This is a genomic window from Novosphingobium cyanobacteriorum (genome assembly GCF_029436685.1).
Classification (GTDB): Bacteria; Pseudomonadota; Alphaproteobacteria; order Sphingomonadales; family Sphingomonadaceae; genus Novosphingobium; species Novosphingobium cyanobacteriorum.
Map to the genome: position 1 here is coordinate 155,578 of NZ_JAROCY010000006.1, position 17,291 is coordinate 172,868.

Here is a 17,291-nt window from a genome sequence, read left to right on the forward strand (position 1 = left end):
AAAACGGCGGCATCGCCCCTTGCGGAGGCGGGCCGCTTCGTGCCACCACCCGCGATGTGGCGGCACCAGCGGGATCGGCAGGCACTGAAGCAGCAGACCACGCGTGGCGCGCCGCGCGGGCGATGGGCGATATCCAGTACGCCCCGGTAACGCCCAAGGTCGCCCCCAAGTCCGAACCGCCCGAATGGCTGATCAGCCTGCTGCGCGCGATCGGCAAGGTTCTGGAGCCCATCGGCCGTTTCCTCGGCAGCAGCTGGGGCGTGGTCGAAGTGCTCCTGCTGATCCTGGCCGTCGCGGGCGTCGCATGGATCGCCTGGACGCTGCTCTGGCCGCTGTGGCGCGATCGTCGCCCCGCCACCGCCACAGCTCCGCCGGGCTGGGTTCCTGCGCGTGAGGCCGCCATCGCCCTGCTCGAGGATGCCGATCGCCTCGCCGCCGAAGGCCGCTATGGCGAGGCGGCGCACCTGCTGCTCCAGCGCAGCGTCCACCAGATCTCCACTGCCCGTCCCGATTGGCTCACCCCGTCGAGCACCGCGCGAGAGATCGCCACGATCCGCGAACTGCCGTGGGCGGCCAAGCGCGCCTTTGCGGTGATCGCTGGCGAGGTGGAGCGCAGCCTCTTTGCGCTGCACGGCCTCACCACCGAAGACTGGACCCGCGCCCGCACCGCCTATGCCGAATTCGCGCTGGCGGACCTTGCCAAATCGGACAGGCCCACCGATCCGCCCCTGCCCACCAGGGCGGTCCCCGCATGAATCGCCAACCCTTTGGCCGGGGCACGGTGATCGGGCTGGTGCTGATCGGCCTGCTCGCGTTCGTCGCCCTGCTCTACTGGCTCGGCAACGGGATGGGGCAGAGCAACAACGGCGGCAGCCACGCCGCCGGGCGCGGGCTCAACGGCTATGCCGCGCTAGCGGCGATGCTCGAGGCCGACGGCATGACCGTCAACCGCGCCCGCGCCAAGGACGCGCTGAAGCAGCCCGGCCTGCTCGTGCTCACGCCCACGCCCTATGCCAAGGGCGAGGATATCGAGAAGATCGTCTCCGAACGGCGCTATGTCGGCCCCACGCTGGTCGTCACGCCCAAATGGGTGGCCGAACAGATCAGCGGCGATCCCGCGATCAAGCGCGGCTGGACCACCATCGTCGGCACCATGGCGCCCGAATGGCGCGGCTTTGCCGACGATGTCACCGTCACCATCGGCCGGCCGCAGGATGCCGCCGCGCGCGGCTGGCGCACGGCCTATGCATCGGGCCGCCTGCCTGATGATCGCCGCGTGCTCTCGGGCACTGGCCAGGGCCTTGAACCACTGGTGAAATCGGGTGACGGCCGCATCCTCGCCGCGTGGCTGGTCGACGATGGCGACTACCCCGCGCTTGCCGAATTCGCCCGCACCGAATCCGAAGGCGGCGACGGCGACCTTTATCCCGTTGTCCTCGTGTTCGAGCCTGACCTGCTCGACAACTGGGGCCTTGCCGACCGCGACACCGCGCTGATGGCGCATGACCTGATCGTCGCCGCAGCGGGCGGGCATGACCAGCCGGTTACCTTCGACCTCACGCTGGTCGGCCTCGGCGCATCACCCAACCTGCTTACGCTGGCATTCCAGCCGCCCTTCCTTGCCGCCACGCTGTGCCTGCTGATGGCGGTGCTGGCGGCGATGTGGCGGGCGTTCAACCGCCACGGACCGGCACGGCGCGGGGTGCGCGAGATCGCGCTGGGCAAGACCGCGCTGGTCTCCAACACCGCCGGGCTGATCCGCCGCACCGGGCGCCTGCACCTGATCGCCGCACCCTATGCCGATGCCGCGCGCGAACGGCTGGTTGCGGCGCTGGGCCTGCCGCGCGGCCGTCCTGCGCCGGAAAGCGAGGCCGCGATCGATGCGATCATGGAGCGGCGCGCGCTGCCAGACCGCTTCTCCGCCGCCGCCGCCCGCCTGCGCCAGGCGCGCCGTGCCGAAGACATCGCCCGCCGCGCAGCGGAGCTACAGAAAATCGAAAAGGAACTGGCGAGATGACCCTTGATGAAGTGCGCGATCTGGCCGGGGCCATTCGCGGCGAGGTGGCCAAGGCGGTGGTGGGGCAGGAGGCGATCGTCGACCACCTGCTGATCGCCATGCTCTCGGGCGGGCACGTCCTGCTCGAAGGGCCCCCGGGCACGGCCAAGACCTTCCTCGCGCAGTGTTTCTCCACCGCGCTGGGGCTCGATTTCGGCCGCATCCAGTTCACGCCCGATCTGATGCCGGGCGATATCCTCGGCTCCAACCTGTTCAACTTCCAGACCAGCCAGTTCACCCTCACCCGCGGGCCGATCTTCCACGAACTGCTGCTGGCCGACGAGATCAACCGCACCCCGCCCAAGACGCAGGCCGCGCTGCTTGAAGCGATGCAGGAACGGCGCGTCACCCTGGATGGAGAGGTTCACGCGCTGTCGGATCGCTTCATGGTGGTCGCCACGCAGAACCCCATTGAAAGCCAGGGCGTCTATCCCCTGCCCGAAGCGCAGCTCGATCGCTTCCTGTTCAAGCTGCTGGTGCCCTATCCTTCCGCCGAGGAGGAGGCGAAAATCGTCGCCCGCTATGGCGAAGGGCGCGGCGCGCGCAAGCCGGCCGAACTGGGCGTCACCGCCGTCACCGATGCCGCGCGCATCGCCGCGGCCAGCGCCGCGCTGGCGCAGGTGACGCTGGCTGACAGCGTGATCGATTACGTCGTCAGGCTGGTCCGCGCCACGCGCGAAAGCGCCGATCTGGTTGCCGGGGCCAGCCCCCGCGCGGCTGTGCTGCTGGCCGGCGCCGCCCGCGCCCGCGCTGCGCTGGAAGGGCGCGATTATGTACTGCCCGATGATGTGAAGGCGCTTGCCACCGCCGTCCTGCGCCACCGCATGCTGCTGTCCCCGGCGGCCGAGATCGAAGGCCGGCAGGTGGAAGCGATCGTGGCTGACATGGTGCAGCGGACCGAGGCGCCGCGCTGAAGGTGCAGCGCCTGCCCGCCTTCTATCCCACCGGGCGCGCCGCGCTGCTGCTGGCGCTGGCTGCGCCACTGGCGCTGCTAGTCGCCACGATCCAGCCCGCCGCGTGGATCGCCGCGCCCGCGCTGGGCGGCGCGCTGTTGCTGCTCGTCCTGCTGGATGCGCTGTTCGCAGGCTCGGTGTCGGATCTGCGGGTCATCGCACCCGCCGATGCCGAAGTGGGTGAACCGCTGCGCATCACCGTACTCGCCGATCTCGCCCGCGTCGGCGGCTGGGCGCGTCCAGTTGCGGCGCTCGGCTGCGATCCCCGGCTGGCCGATGGCGGGCGGCTGGACCTGCCGCTTGCCCCGCACGATGGCGCATGGTCGGGCGCCACCGAAACCGTCCCCACGCGCCGCGGCACCGGCATGCTCTCGCGCGTGTGGCTGCGCTGGCAGGGGCCGCTCGGCCTCGCCCATCGCGCCGCATCACGCCCGGTGGAACAGTCCGTGCGGGTCTGGCCCAATGTCACCCCGGTGCGCAGCCCGGCGCTGCAGATCTTCCTGCGCGATGCCCAGTTCGGCCTCGTCGCCCGGCGCATCCGTGGTGAAGGGACCGAGTTCGAATCGCTGGCCGATTACGAACCCGGCATGGACCGCCGCCGCATCGACTGGAAAAGCTCGGCCCGCCACGCCCGGCTCTTCGCCAAGGAATACGAGACCGAGCGCAACAACCAGATCGTCTTCGCCTTCGATTGCGGACAGGCGATGTGTGAACCCATCGACGGGTTGCCACGCATTGACCGCGCCGTCACCGCCGCGCTCACCACCGCGTGGGTCGCGTTGAAGGCGCAGGATCGCGTTGCCCTGTTCGGCTTTGCCGCGCGGCCGCAGGTGCTCACCCCGTTCGTCACCACCACGCGCGATTTCCTGCGTCTGCAGCAGGCCGCCGCCGCGCTCGATTACCATGCCGAGGAACCCAACTTCACCTTGGCCCTCGCCACGCTCTCGGCGCGGCTGAAACGGCGCTCGCTGGTGGTGATCTTCTCCGATTTCACCGATCCCACCAGTGCCGAACTGATGATCGAGAACATCGCCCGGCTGGTGGAAAAGCACCTCGTGCTGTTCGTTGTCATGGCCGATGCCGAACTGGCCGGGATCGTCTCCGCCCCGGTCGATACGGTGCAGCAGGCGGCCATGGCCGTCACCGCCGATACCCTGCAACGCCAGCGCGCCGTGGTGCTGCAACGCCTGCGCCACCTCGGCGTGCGCGTGGTCGAAGCGCCGCATGACAAGATCGGCAACCGCCTGCTCGACGCCTATCTCGCGGTGAAGCGGCAGGGGAGTCTGGGATGAGCACGCAGCCAACCCTCGCCGCCCGCGTCATGGGCCGCTTCTCCCGCTCGGAAGTGGAAGCCGTTGCCGATGCGGAACAGGCCGCGCTGCGCTCCGACCGCTTTCGCCTGGAACGCGAAGGTGACTGGAAGCGGCTCGAAGCGATCGTCACCCGTGTCGAACAGGGTCGCCTGCGCCGCATCTCGGATGATGATCTGCTGGCCCTTCCGGCGCTGTACCGCAACGTCGCCTCCAGCCTGGCCATCGCACGGGAAACCTCGCTTGATCGCGCCACGATCACCTGGCTCGAAGGGCTGGTGCAGCGCGCGTGGTTCATCGTCTATGGCCCGCGCGCCAGCCTCGGCAACTGGCTGCGGCGCTTCCTCGGCGGCGGCTGGGGTGCCAGCGTGCGCGCGCTGGGGATCGACATCCTGATCGCGCTTGCCACCATGATCGCCGGCACCGTGGTCGGCTGGCTGCTGGTGACGCACAACCCCGATTGGTACTATTCGCTGGTCGGCGCGGGTGACGAACGCGTGCCCGGCGCCTCACGCGCGGTGCTGGAAAAGGTGATTCACGGCAACCAGGGGCAGGATGGCATGGCCATCTTCGCCGCCGCACTGTTTTCCAACAACGCGCAGGTCTCGATCCTCGCCTATGCGCTCGGCTTTGCCTTCGGCGTGCCATCCTTGCTGCTGCTGGTACACAACACCGCCTCGCTGGGCGCGCTGCTGTGGCTCTATCACGGGCAGGGCCTGCTGTTCGATCTGGTCGGCTGGCTCTTCGTCCACGGCACCACCGAACTGTTCGCCATCCTGCTCGCCGGCGCCAGCGGCATCCACATCGGCCGCGCCATGGCCTTTCCCGGCGATCTCCCTGTGCTCGAAGCCGCGGCTCGCGCCGGCCGCCGCACGGCGCAGGTCATGGCCGGGGTGGTGATCATGCTGATCTGCGCCGGCCTGCTCGAAGGCTTTGCCCGCCAGCTTGTCGATGCCACCGTGCCACGCCTGATCATCGGCAGCTTCATGCTGGTGTTCTGGATCGGCTATTTCTTTGCCTGGCGGCGTAACCGGGCAGAGGTGATCGGCTGATGGCGATTTCGCTGCCCTTCCGCCAACGCCGCGAAGCCGGCCGACGCCCGCTGGATCACGAAGAGCGCCGCCGCCGCACCATCGTCACGCCCGAAGGGCTGCGCCTCTCGGTCACCATCGCCTCGCGCGGGGCGCGCGCCGCGGCGCTGCTGATCGACCTGTTCCTGATCGGCCTGGCGATGATGGTCACCACGCTCGCCCTGCTGTTCATCGCGCGCGGCGTCGGCCTGCAGCTTGATGGCAAGCCCGAAGGCGTCGGCGGCCACGCGGTGCAGGCGCTGGTGATCGTGTGGATCATCGCCATGTTCGTGTTCCGCAACGCCTGGTTCCTCTATTTCGAACTGGGCGCGCGCGGGGCCACGCCGGGAAAGCGCATAACCGGCATCCGCGTGGCGGCGCGCGCGCAGGAAGACGGCGTCGGCCGCCTCACCACCGAAGCAGTGATCGCGCGCAATCTCGTCCGCGATATCGAACTGTTCATGCCGGTGGTGTTCATCGGCGGTGCGATCTCCGCCGGCGGCGATACCGAGATGGCGGGCTGGGCGGGCGCGCTGTGGTTTCTCATCTTCGTGCTGTTCCCGCTGACCAACCGCGATGCGCTGCGCTGTGGCGACGTGATCGCCGGCACCTGGGTGGTGGAGGCGCAGCGGCGCAAGCTGGAGCAGGCGCTCTCGCTGGGCGAGGCCGGCGGCGGGCGCAGCGCGGCCACCGGCGCGCAATACGTGTTCGGTGAAGCCGAACTCTCGGTCTACGGCGAATACGAGCTGCAGGTGCTGGAACGCGTGCTGCGTGACGACCGCCCCGAGGCGCTGGCCGAAGTGGCCGAGACCATCTGCCGCAAGATCGGCTGGAACGCCGGCCGCGGCGACGAACGCGCCTTCCTCGAAGCCTACTACACCCAGCTTCGCGCCCGCCTCGAACGCGGCATGCGCTTCGGCAGGCGCAAGGCCGACAAGTTCACGGACTGACTGGGACGCGGCCTACATCCCGAATCAGGAGAAACGACCGGCAATCCCTGGAGGAAGTGCGCGGCCTTGTAGCTTGAGAGTGTTGCCGGTTGTTCCGGTCTGTGCCGCTGGGAAAGGCCGAAGCCGGTGTCCCTTCCACGAACAAGTCGCGGCGCAACTTAAGGGATTCTTCACCATGTTGCGCCAGAACGGCACCAATCAAACGAAGGTGCCCTGCAATGGACGGTCTTTACGGTTCCGGATTCGATTCCCGGGACGATCATGCTGACGACATGGTGGTTGAGGCGCCGCCGCCCGTGGTGGGGCAGGACGAGCGCCGCATGCAGGTGCGCGCCTACAACTTCTGGGCCAGCCTGCTGGGACAGGGCCAGTATCCCCGGCCCGATACGCTGCTGGCGGGCAAGGTGCCGGATTTTGCCGCGAACGCGGTGCTGCTGCATTTCGACGAAGGGCTTGAAGACCCTTCCATCATGCTGGTGGGCCAGGCGCTGGCCGACGAATGCGGCGCCGAACACGCGCTTCACCGGCTGAGCGATGTGCCCGGCCGATCGCTGCTTTCGCGAATCACCGACCATTACCTACAGATCATCGCCAACAAGGCGCCGATCGGATTCGAAGCCGAGTTCGTCAACCAGCGCGGGCGCACGATCCTGTATCGCGGCATCCTGCTGCCGTTTTCGACCGACAACGAGACGATCGACTACATCTATGGCGTGATCAACTGGAAGGAACTGGCCGAGCAGCACACGACCGACGAGCTGCTGCTGGAACTGGGACAGTCGCTGGAAGAGCCTTCACCCAAGCGGGGCGAACCGTTCGGGGCGCCGCTGGCCGAATGGGCCGATGGCCCGGCCACGCTGGATCTGGCCGATTATGGCGAGATCCTGCCCTTCCCCAATGCTTTCGACGACGACTTGGCGGACATTCCCTCGCCCTCGTTCGGCGCCGACGCCACGGCGGAGATGACGCTGGCCGACTGGCTGGCTTCGGCGCGGGACTATGCCGCGGCCGCCAATTCGAGCGAGGACCGCACCCGCAGCGCGCTCTATGCCGCGATCGGCCGTGCCTGGGACTTTGCCCTGGCGGCGCAGGCCGAGCCCGACGAATATGCCGAGATGGTGGCCGAAGCCGGCCTGACCATGCAGGAACGCGCGCCGCTGACGCCGCTGGTGAAGCTGGTGTTCGGTGCGGATTACGACAAGACACGGCTGACCGAGTTCGTGACGGCGCTGAACCATGCGCAGCGGCTGGGGCTGGGCCGTGGGGAGCTGGGCCGGTTCCTGGCCGATGCGCCAGGCGGGCTGAAGGGCGTGGTTTCCACCGAGCGCCGCCTGCGCCGCGAGGAAGCCGGGCGCGACGGGCGCAGCAGCACCGAAGTGCTGGCCGAGTCGCTGCGCGCCTTGCCGCCACGACGCATCGAGACACTGCCTGCGCAGGGGGCCGAGTTTGCCCTGGTGGTGGTGCGCCGCCTGCCCGATGGCACCGTGGCCCTGCTTGGCGAGATCGAGGACGACCTGCCGCTGTTCGAACGCGCGGCGCGCAAGCTGGTCGGCTAAAAGAGATTCCCGGCCCGCCCGCATCCTGCTAGCCGTTCGCAATGAGCGGCAGGCAGGAACGGCGGCGCGTGGGAATTCCGCAGATGGGCATGCTCGGCTGGTCGTTGACCGCGCTCGCCCTCGTTCTGGTGGCGCTCTATGCCGCCTATGCCCATGCCATCAACACCAACGCGGTGGGCACGCTGGATGCGGCAGACCGGTTCCTGCGCGGCGGGGACGGCGCGGTGCGGCTGGTGGCGGCGGCGCAGTTCGGGCCGGACAAGGCGCAGAAGCTGGAGATGTTCCTGCCGGCCGAAGCCAAAGCAGGGGGAGCGGGCGGCAAGCTGCCGGTGGTGGTGTTCATCCATGGCGGCGGGTGGAACAGCGGCAATCCGCACGATTATCGCTTCATGGCGCGGGCGCTGGCGCCGCAGGGCTATGCCGTGGTGCTGGCGGGATACCGCCACTTCCCGCATGTGCGCTATCCCGCGATGCTGGAGGACGGCGCGCTGGCGGTGAAGTGGGTGGAAGACCATGCCGCCGAACATGGGGGCGATCCTGCACGGCTGGTGCTGATGGGCCATTCCGCGGGCGCCTATAACGCGATGATGCTGGGGCTTGACCCGCGCTGGCTGAACGCGGTGGGGCTTTCGCCCGGCGCGCTGCGCGGGGTGGTGGGGCTTTCGGGGCCCTATGACTTCTATCCCTTTGACGTGAAGGCATCGATCGACAGCTTTGGCCAGGCGCCCGATCCGGCGGATACCCAGCCGGTGAACCACGCCCGCGCCGGGGCGCCACCGTTGCTGCTGATCCACGGCAGCACCGACATCACGGTAAAACCGCGCAATTCCATCGCGTTGGCCAGGGCGATGACAAACGCCGGGCAGCCCACGCAGGCGATCATCCTGGAAGGCATGAGCCACGAAGGCGTGATCATGCGCTTTGCCCGCCCGTTCGCGCGCGATCCGCGCGTGCTGGACGCGGTGCTGCCGTTCCTGCGGGATGTGACACAACCTTCACCAGCCGTTCAGGCGGCAGCCCGATAAGGCTGGGACCAGATGCGCCGCACCTTTCGCCTGATCGTCGCCGTCCTTGCCACCCTGGCATTTTCCGCACGGCCCGCCGCCGCGCAGGGCGTGCTGCGCGATGCGGAGACCGAGGCGCTGTTCCGCGACCTGTCAGCCCCGATCATCGCGGCGGCGGGGCTCGACCCGAAGAACGTGGACCTGGTGCTGCTGAACGATGGCAGCATCAACGCCTTCGTGGCCGGGGGGCAGGCGATCTACATCCATTCGGGCCTGATCGGCGCGGCCGACAACGTGAACCAGGTGCAGGGCGTGGTGGCGCACGAACTGGGCCACATCACCGGCGGCCACGTGATCCGCAATGATGAAGGCGCCAAGCCCGCCACCGGAATCACCTTGCTGAGCCTGCTGCTGGGCGCGGCGGCGGCGGCGGCGGGATCGGCCGATGCAGGCATGGGCATCTTCATGGCCGGGCAGCAGGCGGCGCTGGGCAAATACCTGGCGTTCAGCCGTGCGCAGGAATCGAGCGCGGACGCCGCGAGCGTGCAGTTCCTGACCAAGGCGGGGATTTCCGGCCGGGGATCGATCGACTTCTTCAAGAAGCTGCAGAACCTGGAAATGCGCTATGGCTTCAAGCGCAATGCCGACAGCGAGTTCTACAGCACGCACCCGATGACATCGGACCGCCTGACCACGCTGGAGGATTCGTTCAGCCAGGATCCGGCATGGAACCGTCCGCCCGATGCGGACCTGCAGGCCCGCTTCCTACGGGTGAAGGCCAAGCTCTTCGGATACCTGGCCGATCCGCAGGCGACGTTGGCGGCCTATCCCGATTACCTGCAGGACGTGCCCGCGCACTATGCCCGCGCCTATGCCTATCACAAGGAGGCGTTCCTGGACAAAGCGCTGGAGGAAACCGACGCCATCCTGAAGGCCCAGCCAGACGATGCCTATGCGCTGGAACTGAAGGGGCAGGTGCTGCTGGAATCGGGCAGGCCGGCAGAGGCGGTGCCACCGTTGCGCCGCGCCGTCGAGCTGTCCCGCAACAACCCGCTGATCGCGACCACCTTTGGTCACGCGCTGCTCGCCACCGAGGACAAGGCCAACTTTGCCGAGGCGGAAAGGGTGCTCAAGACGGCAGTGGCGCGCGACCATGACAACCCGTTCGCATGGTACCAGCTGGGCGTGGTCTATGAAGCGCAAGGGGATACCCCGCGCGCGCGGCTGGCCAGCGCCGAGCAGCAGCTGATGGAAATGAACTTGCTGGAAGCCGCCCAGAATGCCGAAACCGCCGAAGCTGCCCTGCCCAAGGGATCGCCCGACTGGCTGCGCGCCCAGGATATCGCCATGTCTGCCCGCGCAATGATTGAGCGCGCGCGCAAGAAGAAGTAGCGTTGCGCCGATGAACGCCACGCGCATCCGCCCCTTCGCCCTGCTCGCCATCGGCGTGCTGATGATCGCCGCCGCCTTTGGCTGGTGGCTGGAAAGCCGCCGCGCCGCGACCGAACCCGCCGCCAATGCCGAACTGGACAGCCAACTGGCCAAGGCGGGGATAGACCCGAAGCAGCGCGCCGCGCTGGAAGGGCTGGTGCGCGCCTATATCCTCGATCACCCGGAAATCCTGCCCGAGGCGATGGACCGGCTGCAGGCGCGCGAGACGCAGGCCAAGCTTGCGCCGCTGCAGGGAGCGCTGGAAACCCCCTTCCCCGGCGCGGTGATGGGCAACCCGCAGGGCAAGGTGACACTGGTGGAATTCACCGACTTTTCCTGCACATACTGCCGGGGCAGCGTGGCAGACGTGAAGGCGCTGATCGCCGGGAACCCCGACCTGAAGGTGGTGGTGCGCGAACTGCCGATCATCGGCCCGCAGAGCGAACCCGCCGCGCGCATGGCGCTGGCCGCCGCCGCACAGGGCAAATATGGCGCGTTCCACGATGCCATGTTTTCCGGTGACCGGCCCAGTCCCGAAAGCATCGATGCCGCCGCAGGAAAGGCGGGGCTGAACCTGAACGCCGCGCGCACATTCGCCAGCAATGCCGGGGTGCAGGCCGAACTGGAGCGCAACCTGGGCATGGCCCGGCAATTGGGCGTGAACGGCACGCCGGCGTGGATCGTCAATGGCGAGCTGATTTCCGGCGCAGTGGGCCGCGAGCGGCTGCAACAGGCGATCGACGCCGCGCGCAAGGGATGACCATCGCGCGCAAGGCCCTGCTGGCGTTAGCGGCGATGGCAGGCGCGATACCCGCAAGTGCCGTGCCGGTTGACGACCTGCAGCAGGGCGATGCGATGGTGCAGACCATCGGCTGGAAGCTGGCCAGCGCCAATGCCCGGTTCTGCGCACGCAGTGGGCCGGGCATAGGCCTGCTGCTGGGCGATGCCCGCACCTTCAACGATGCGGCTGCGGCGCGCGAGGCCTATGGCCTGGGCGGCGACATTTCCGTGGCGGCGGTGGCCGATGGCGGCCCTGCGGCCAAGGCCGGGCTTTCCGCCAACGATACCGTGCTGGGCATCGCCGACGCGACCGTGGACAGCGAGCCTCCGGCCCGGCCCGGCGCATGGACCCGGCAGATCCGGCTGCAGACGCGGCTGGAAACGGCGGTACGGACCGACGGCAAGGTCACGCTGGCGCTGGCAGGAAACCGCAGCGTGACCGTGGCGGGCGAACCCGCCTGCACCGTGCGCTTCATGCTCGACGATTCGAAGGGATACGCCAAGGCCAACCGCGAGGAAGTGCGCATCGGCCGACGGTTCTACGACAGCACCGGGCAGGACGAGGCCGCCTTTGCCGCGATTGTGGCGCACGAGATGGCACATGCGGTGCTGGACCATCAGGGCGTGCTGGAGCGCGGCCCGCGCAGCGTGACGCTGGTGCGGCATACCGAGCGTGAGGCGGACCGGCTTTCGGTGTGGCTGATGGCCAATGCCGGATACGATCCACAGGGCGCGGTGCGGATGATCGAAACGGTGCTGCGATCCAAGGAGCCGTTCCTGTTCCCCGACCCGGGCCATGGCGGATGGAAGGCGCGGCGCGAGGCAGTGGTGGCCGAGATCGCCGCGATGAAGGCCGCGCCCGAGCCCGACTGGCCCCGGTTCTTCAAGCGAGAGACCTGACAGGCTCCACCAATCCGGAGGCTGCGGTGTTTTGCATTCGCGCGCATCCTCGCTACATTGGCGAGCATGGCCATGCTGCCGCTTCCGCCGACGCCGTTCTTCGGCAACAAGAACCGCGCTTTTTGGCGCCTGCAGTTCCTTGGCTGGGGCGGGGCGATGCTGCTGCGCGCGCTGTCCAGCATCGCCAATGCGCAGCCGTGGTCGTTCCTGATCATCGTGCTGATCGCCACGATCACCGGCTTTTCGCTCTCGCTGATCCTGTCGGTGATCTATCGCGCGCTGATCAACCGCCGCGCGATCGTGACCTGGGGGGTGACGGCGGTGGTGCTGGCGATCGCGGTGGGGCTTTATGCCTTCATCGATTCGTGGGTGATCAGCCTCTACCGCACCAGCAACGATGCCGGGTTTGCGCAGCTGTTCCTGGGGGTGTTCTACCTTGACCTGACGCTGCTTGGTGCATGGTCCGCCCTGTATTACGCGATCAATTTCTACATCCAGGTGGAAGAACAGAACGACCAGCTGATCCAGCTGGAGAACCAGGCGACGAGCGCGCAGCTCGCGATGCTGCGCTATCAGCTGAACCCGCACTTCCTGTTCAACACGCTGAACTCCATCTCCACGCTGGTGCTGCTGAAGCAGACCGAACCGGCCAATGCGATGCTCAGCCGGCTGTCTTCCTTCCTGCGCTATACCCTGATCAATGAGCCGACTGCGCGGGTGACCGTGGCGCAGGAGATCGAGACGCTGAAGCTCTATCTCGACATCGAGCGGATGCGCTTCGAGGAGCGGCTGCGCACCGAATTCCGCGTGGAGGAAGAGGCGAAGCAGGGCCTGATGCCATCGCTTCTGCTGCAGCCGCTGGTGGAGAACGCGATCAAGTATGCGGTGAGCCCGCTGGAGGAAGGGGCGCAGATCACCATCGATGCGCAACTCGTCGGGGGGATGCTTCGCGTCACCGTGTCGGACACGGGGCCGGGCTTGCCACCGGGCACCGACCCGTCGAAGCTGTTCGGCGTGACCAGCGAAAGCTCAAAGCATTCAACGGGCGTCGGCCTCGCGAACATTCGCGACCGGTTGGCGCAGGCCTATGGCGAAAACCAGCGATTCGAGATTGCCGACCGGCCCGAGGGTGGCGTGGCCGTGGTAGTCGAGCTTCCGTTCGAGGCGCGCGAAAACGCGCCTGCCGTTTCCGTCTCTCCCGCTTCCTCGGCTTCTGCGCAGGCAGTGGCGTGAGCGTGGCGGGAACCGCCTTTCCGTGCCGCAAGTTGTTCGCGGTTGCCTCAGGACAATCCAAGGGAAACCCATGACCATCCGCACGATCCTCGTCGATGACGAGAAGCTCGCCATCCAGGGCCTCCAGCTGCGGCTGCAGGCTTTTCCGGACGTGGAGGTGATCGACACCTGCTCGAACGGGCGAGAGGCAATCCGCAAGATCAAGACCGAAAAGCCCGACCTGGTGTTCTGCGACATCCAGATGCCCGGCTTCGATGGCTTTTCGGTGGTGAAAGGCGTGATGGAGATCGATCCGCCGCTGTTCGTGTTCGTCACCGCCTATTCCGAACACGCGATCAAGGCGTTCGAGGCCAACGCAGTGGATTACCTGCTGAAGCCGGTTGAGGAAGACCGCCTGGCCGATGCGCTGGACCGCGCGCGCACCCGACTGGCGGAAAAGCGCGGGCTGGAAGAGGCCGAAAAGCTGAAGCACGTGCTGGCCGAAGTGGCACCGGATGCGATGCCCGACATGCCCGAGGATGGCGAGCCGGCGGCGGGCCGCTTCGAAAAGCTGATCAACATCAAGGATCGCGGCCAGATCTTCCGCGTGGACGTCGACACGATCGAACGGATCGAGGCGGCGGGCGATTACATGTGCATCTACACCGGCGACAATTCGCTGATCCTGCGCGAGACGATGAAGGACCTTGAGCGCCGGCTTGACCCGCGCGTGTTCCAGCGCGTGCACCGCTCCAAGATCGTGAACCTCGATCAGGTGCGGCAGGTGCGCCCGCACACCAATGGCGAATGCTTCCTGGTGCTGGACAGCGGGGCCGAGGTGAAGGTCAGCCGGTCCTATCGCGACGTGGTGGCGCGCTTCGTCCATTGACAGGCTTCGCTCGACAGGGGCGGACCGGGTTGGGTAAGGGGCGGGCATGACCAGCTTTGCCATCCCCGGTTTCGACCTTGCCGCCTTTGTTTCCGCCACGCTGGCCGAGGACCTTGGGCAAGGCCTGCCGGGCGGCGGGAACGACGTGACCAGCAACAGCGTGATCCCGGCGGACGCGCAGTTTTCCGGGGTGATGGACAGCCGCGATGCGATCACCGTGTGCGGGCTGCCGATCGCGGCCGCGTTCTTCCGCGCGCTGGACCCGGCGATGGCGATCGAGATCCTGGTTGAGGAAGGCGCACGCGTGGAACCGGGCAGCGCGCTGATGCGCATGGTCGGCAATGCGCGGGCGATGCTGACGGCGGAGCGCAGCGCGCTGAACACGGTGCAGCACCTGTCCGGCGTGGCCACGCTGACCCGCACCTATGTCGACGCGATGGGCGATACGCGGGCGAAGCTGCTGGATACGCGCAAGACCATTCCGGGGCTGCGCCTCCTGGAGAAGTACGCCGTGCGCACCGGCGGCGGCCACAACCACCGCATGGGGCTGTGGGACGCGGCGATGATAAAGGACAACCACGTGCTGGTTGCGGGCGGCGTGGCCGAGGCGGTGAAGCGCGCGCTGGCTGCCGGAGTGCAGGACGTGATCTGCGAAGTCGACCGGATCGACCAGATCGAGCCGGCGCTGGCGGCGGGGGCGACGCGCCTGCTGCTCGACAACATGGGGCCGGACATGCTGCGTGAAGCGCTGGCAGTGGTGGCGGGCCGGGTGCCGTGCGAGGCATCGGGCGGTGTGCGGCTGGATACAATCGCCGCCATTGCCGCAACGGGGGTGGACTACGTCTCGGTTGGCCGCCTGACGCAAAGCGCACCCGCAGCAGACATCGGGCTGGATTTCACGCCACTTTGACCGCGGCTGCGGTTGCCGCCCTTTGCCCGACTGCTAAGCTGGCCGTCAGCGAGGGAGTGAAGGCATGCGGCCCACATCGATCGACCAGTTCGAGAAACTCTATCTGGGGGCGTCGGTCTTCGGGCTGTTGAACTTCATCTTCAACTTCGATGAAGCGACGCGCCAGATGGCGCAGCTGCAGTACGGCATCGTTTTCCTGGTGATTGCAGCGTTGGTCGGTTTGGGCATCAACATGCTGTTCTGGTTCTTCATCGCCCGGCGCGCCAGCAACGTGGCGAAGTGGATCCTCACCGTGCTTACGGCTTTCGGGCTGGTGAGCACGGGGATGCGATGGCAACTGATGACCTCCTATTCGCCGCTGCGGCTCACGCTGTCGCTGCTGGTGCTGGTGCTGCAGGTCATCGCCGTGGCCTACCTGTTTCGCGCTGATGCGGTAATCTGGCTGAAGAGCAAGGGGCGGCAAGGTCCGGTCGACGTCGCCACGTTCGAATGAGGCCGATGCGCGGGACAGCGGCCCTGCTCGCGCTTGCCGCCGCCACGCAGGCCCATGCGCAGGCGTGGCAGTGCCATGTACCTTCGCGGGTGGAGGCGCCTGCCCTGCCCGCCCCCGATGGGCCACGCCGCGTGCTGCCGATCCGCGGCTATACGCTGGCGCTGTCATGGTCGCCCGAGTTCTGCAAGGCGCGCAAGGGTGACAGGGCCAGCGCCACGCAATGCAGCGGCAGGATGGGGCGGTTCGGCTTCGTGCTGCACGGGTTGTGGCCGGAAAGCGCGCCGGGCCTTTGGCCGCAATGGTGCGCCGCCAGGCCGGTGCCGGCGGAGACCGTGCGGCGCAACCTGTGCCTGACGCCATCCCCGGGCCTGATCGCGCACGAATGGGCCAAGCATGGCAGTTGCATGGCGCGCAGCCCGGAAGGCTATTTCCGCGCGGCGGCGGCGCTGCTGCGGCCGATCCGGTTTCCCGACATGGCGCGGCTATCCCGGCAGGACGGCCTGACCGCAGGTGACCTGCGCAAGGCGATGGTGGAGGCGACGCCATTTCTTTCGCCCGCCGCGATCCGGCTGAAGGTGAACAGGCGAGGCTGGCTGCAGGAAATGCATCTTTGCTATGGTGCCAGCTTCATGCCCGCCGCCTGCGCCGATCCGGGCGCGCAGGATAACGCGCCGCTGAAGATCTGGCGCAGCTTCTAACGGCGTTCACGGAAGAAGGTGCGCAACAGGTCTGCCGCTTCGGCTTCGCCCATGCCGGAATACACTTCGGGCCGGTGCAGGCATGTGGGCTGTTCGAACACGCGCGCGCCGTGTTCCACCGCCCCGCCCTTGGCATCGGAGGCGGCGTAGTAAACCCGGTCAAGCCGGGCGTGGACGATGGCCCCGGCACACATCGCACAGGGTTCCAGCGTGACCCACAGGTCGCAGCCATCCAGCCGTTCCTGCCCCAACGCGGCGGCAGCAGCGCGAATCGCCAGCACTTCGGCATGGGCGGTGGGGTCACGCTGTGCCCTGGGGGCGTTGTGCGCCGTGGCGATCACCTGCCCGTCCTTGACCACGACCGCGCCGATGGGCACTTCGCCCGCACCTGCGGCAGCACGGGCCAGCTCCAGCGCGAGCTTCATCGGATCGGGCAGCGGCCAGCGGGTCATGGCAGTCGGCTAAACCGGCAAAGCGCGATCCGCAACTTGCGAATCCTTGACTTCGTCCGGTGAATCGATAAGAGCCGCGCCTTCCCGATAGGTATTATCGAACACAAAGCGAGTTTCAGCCATGTCGCGCATCTGCGAACTGACCGGCAAGGGTCGCCAGGTCGGCCACAATGTCAGCCACGCCAACAACAAGACCAAGCGTCTGTTCCTGCCCAACCTGCAGAACGTGACGCTGATGAGCGAGAAGCTGGACCGCAGCTTCAAGTTCCGCGTTTCCACGCACGGCCTGCGCTCGGTTGAGCACAACGGCGGCCTGGACAACTGGCTGCTGAAGCAGGACGACACCAAGCTGTCGGCCCGCGCCCTGAAGGTGAAGCGCGACCTCAAGAAGGCCGTCGCCGCCTGATTGCGCTCCGGTCGGCATGCCGACCGGGTGCCAAGCCAAAGCCCCGCTTCGGCGGGGCTTTTTGCGTATCTACTTAGAGCGGCGTACCGTATATCTGACCCACCCTGATTGCCTCAGGAAGCTTCTCGGCAAGGAGCGCTGTGCAGGGCGGGCTGGTTTCCCGTCCCAGCAGCGTGACGCTGTCCGAGCCGCTTCCTGTGGCAACCGCGAAGCGGCGGGCC

At 67.5% G+C, this 17,291-nt stretch carries 18 protein-coding genes; 17 read left to right on the forward strand and 1 reads right to left on the reverse strand.

Annotated elements, in window-relative coordinates; translation table 11 throughout:
• Positions 1-56 precede the first annotated feature (56 nt).
• From POM99_RS08470 to POM99_RS08545, 16 genes are all read left to right on the forward strand, one after another.
• Positions 57-755 (forward strand): hypothetical protein, encoded by a 699-nt coding sequence (locus tag POM99_RS08470; RefSeq protein ID WP_277276701.1) that lies wholly within the window; start codon positions 57-59, stop codon positions 753-755.
• Complete coding sequence (locus POM99_RS08475) at positions 752-2,017, forward strand: DUF4350 domain-containing protein (RefSeq protein WP_277276703.1); 1,266 nt, start codon at positions 752-754, stop codon at positions 2,015-2,017. Before POM99_RS08470 ends, POM99_RS08475 begins: the two co-directional genes overlap by 4 nt.
• Positions 2,014-2,970, forward strand: coding sequence for an AAA family ATPase (locus tag POM99_RS08480; RefSeq protein ID WP_277276705.1), 957 nt, complete (start codon positions 2,014-2,016; stop codon positions 2,968-2,970). Before POM99_RS08475 ends, POM99_RS08480 begins: the two co-directional genes overlap by 4 nt.
• Positions 2,971-2,981: 11 nt before the next feature.
• The gene (locus POM99_RS08485) at positions 2,982-4,301 is read left to right on the forward strand and encodes a DUF58 domain-containing protein (RefSeq protein ID WP_279644552.1); all 1,320 of its coding nucleotides are present in this window, start codon (positions 2,982-2,984) and stop codon (positions 4,299-4,301) included.
• Complete coding sequence (locus POM99_RS08490; protein ID WP_438822998.1) at positions 4,298-5,371, forward strand: stage II sporulation protein M; 1,074 nt, start codon at positions 4,298-4,300, stop codon at positions 5,369-5,371. The genes POM99_RS08485 and POM99_RS08490 overlap by 4 nt, the downstream gene beginning before the upstream one ends.
• Entirely contained in the window at positions 5,371-6,339 is a 969-nt protein-coding gene (locus POM99_RS08495) for an RDD family protein (protein ID WP_277276709.1), read from the forward strand. Before POM99_RS08490 ends, POM99_RS08495 begins: the two co-directional genes overlap by 1 nt.
• Before the next feature lie 218 nt (positions 6,340-6,557).
• Complete coding sequence (locus tag POM99_RS08500) at positions 6,558-7,895, forward strand: PAS domain-containing protein (protein WP_277276711.1); 1,338 nt, start codon at positions 6,558-6,560, stop codon at positions 7,893-7,895.
• 41 nt (positions 7,896-7,936) lie between these two features.
• The gene (locus POM99_RS08505) at positions 7,937-8,920 is read left to right on the forward strand and encodes an alpha/beta hydrolase (protein WP_277276713.1); all 984 of its coding nucleotides are present in this window, start codon (positions 7,937-7,939) and stop codon (positions 8,918-8,920) included.
• Positions 8,921-8,932: 12 nt separating this feature from the next.
• Positions 8,933-10,291, forward strand: a complete 1,359-nt coding sequence (locus POM99_RS08510) for a M48 family metalloprotease (RefSeq protein WP_277276715.1) — start codon at positions 8,933-8,935, stop codon at positions 10,289-10,291.
• Between the two features lie 10 nt (positions 10,292-10,301).
• The gene (locus POM99_RS08515; protein ID WP_277276717.1) at positions 10,302-11,090 is read left to right on the forward strand and encodes a DsbA family protein; all 789 of its coding nucleotides are present in this window, start codon (positions 10,302-10,304) and stop codon (positions 11,088-11,090) included.
• A complete protein-coding gene (locus POM99_RS08520) occupies positions 11,087-12,010 on the forward strand; it encodes a M48 family metalloprotease (RefSeq protein WP_277276719.1) in 924 nt (307 codons plus the stop codon). Before POM99_RS08515 ends, POM99_RS08520 begins: the two co-directional genes overlap by 4 nt.
• A 66-nt stretch (positions 12,011-12,076) precedes the next feature.
• On the forward strand, positions 12,077-13,243 hold the full coding sequence (locus tag POM99_RS08525; RefSeq protein WP_277276721.1) for a sensor histidine kinase: 1,167 nt from the start codon (positions 12,077-12,079) through the stop codon (positions 13,241-13,243).
• 70 nt (positions 13,244-13,313) lie between these two features.
• Positions 13,314-14,111, forward strand: a complete 798-nt coding sequence (locus tag POM99_RS08530; protein ID WP_277276723.1) for a LytR/AlgR family response regulator transcription factor — start codon at positions 13,314-13,316, stop codon at positions 14,109-14,111.
• A gap of 46 nt (positions 14,112-14,157) precedes the next feature.
• Positions 14,158-15,021 carry a carboxylating nicotinate-nucleotide diphosphorylase gene (gene nadC, locus POM99_RS08535; protein ID WP_277276726.1) on the forward strand — a complete coding sequence of 288 codons (864 nt, stop codon included), beginning with the start codon at positions 14,158-14,160 and terminating at the stop codon, positions 15,019-15,021.
• A gap of 64 nt (positions 15,022-15,085) precedes the next feature.
• Positions 15,086-15,514, forward strand: coding sequence for a hypothetical protein (locus POM99_RS08540; protein ID WP_277276728.1), 429 nt, complete (start codon positions 15,086-15,088; stop codon positions 15,512-15,514).
• A gap of 5 nt (positions 15,515-15,519) precedes the next feature.
• The gene (locus POM99_RS08545) at positions 15,520-16,212 is read left to right on the forward strand and encodes a ribonuclease T2 (protein ID WP_277276729.1); all 693 of its coding nucleotides are present in this window, start codon (positions 15,520-15,522) and stop codon (positions 16,210-16,212) included.
• On the opposite strand, the gene POM99_RS08550 is transcribed toward POM99_RS08545, so the two are convergent.
• Positions 16,209-16,664 carry a nucleoside deaminase gene (locus tag POM99_RS08550; RefSeq protein ID WP_277276731.1) on the reverse strand — a complete coding sequence of 152 codons (456 nt, stop codon included), beginning with the start codon at positions 16,662-16,664 and terminating at the stop codon, positions 16,209-16,211. The two genes, POM99_RS08545 and POM99_RS08550, sit on opposite strands and share 4 nt — an antisense overlap.
• Positions 16,665-16,785: 121 nt before the next feature.
• Here POM99_RS08550 and rpmB point away from each other — a divergent pair, with 121 nt between their 5' ends.
• Entirely contained in the window at positions 16,786-17,070 is a 285-nt protein-coding gene (gene rpmB / locus POM99_RS08555) for a 50S ribosomal protein L28 (RefSeq protein ID WP_277276733.1), read from the forward strand.
• The last annotated feature ends 221 nt before the right edge of the window (positions 17,071-17,291 follow it).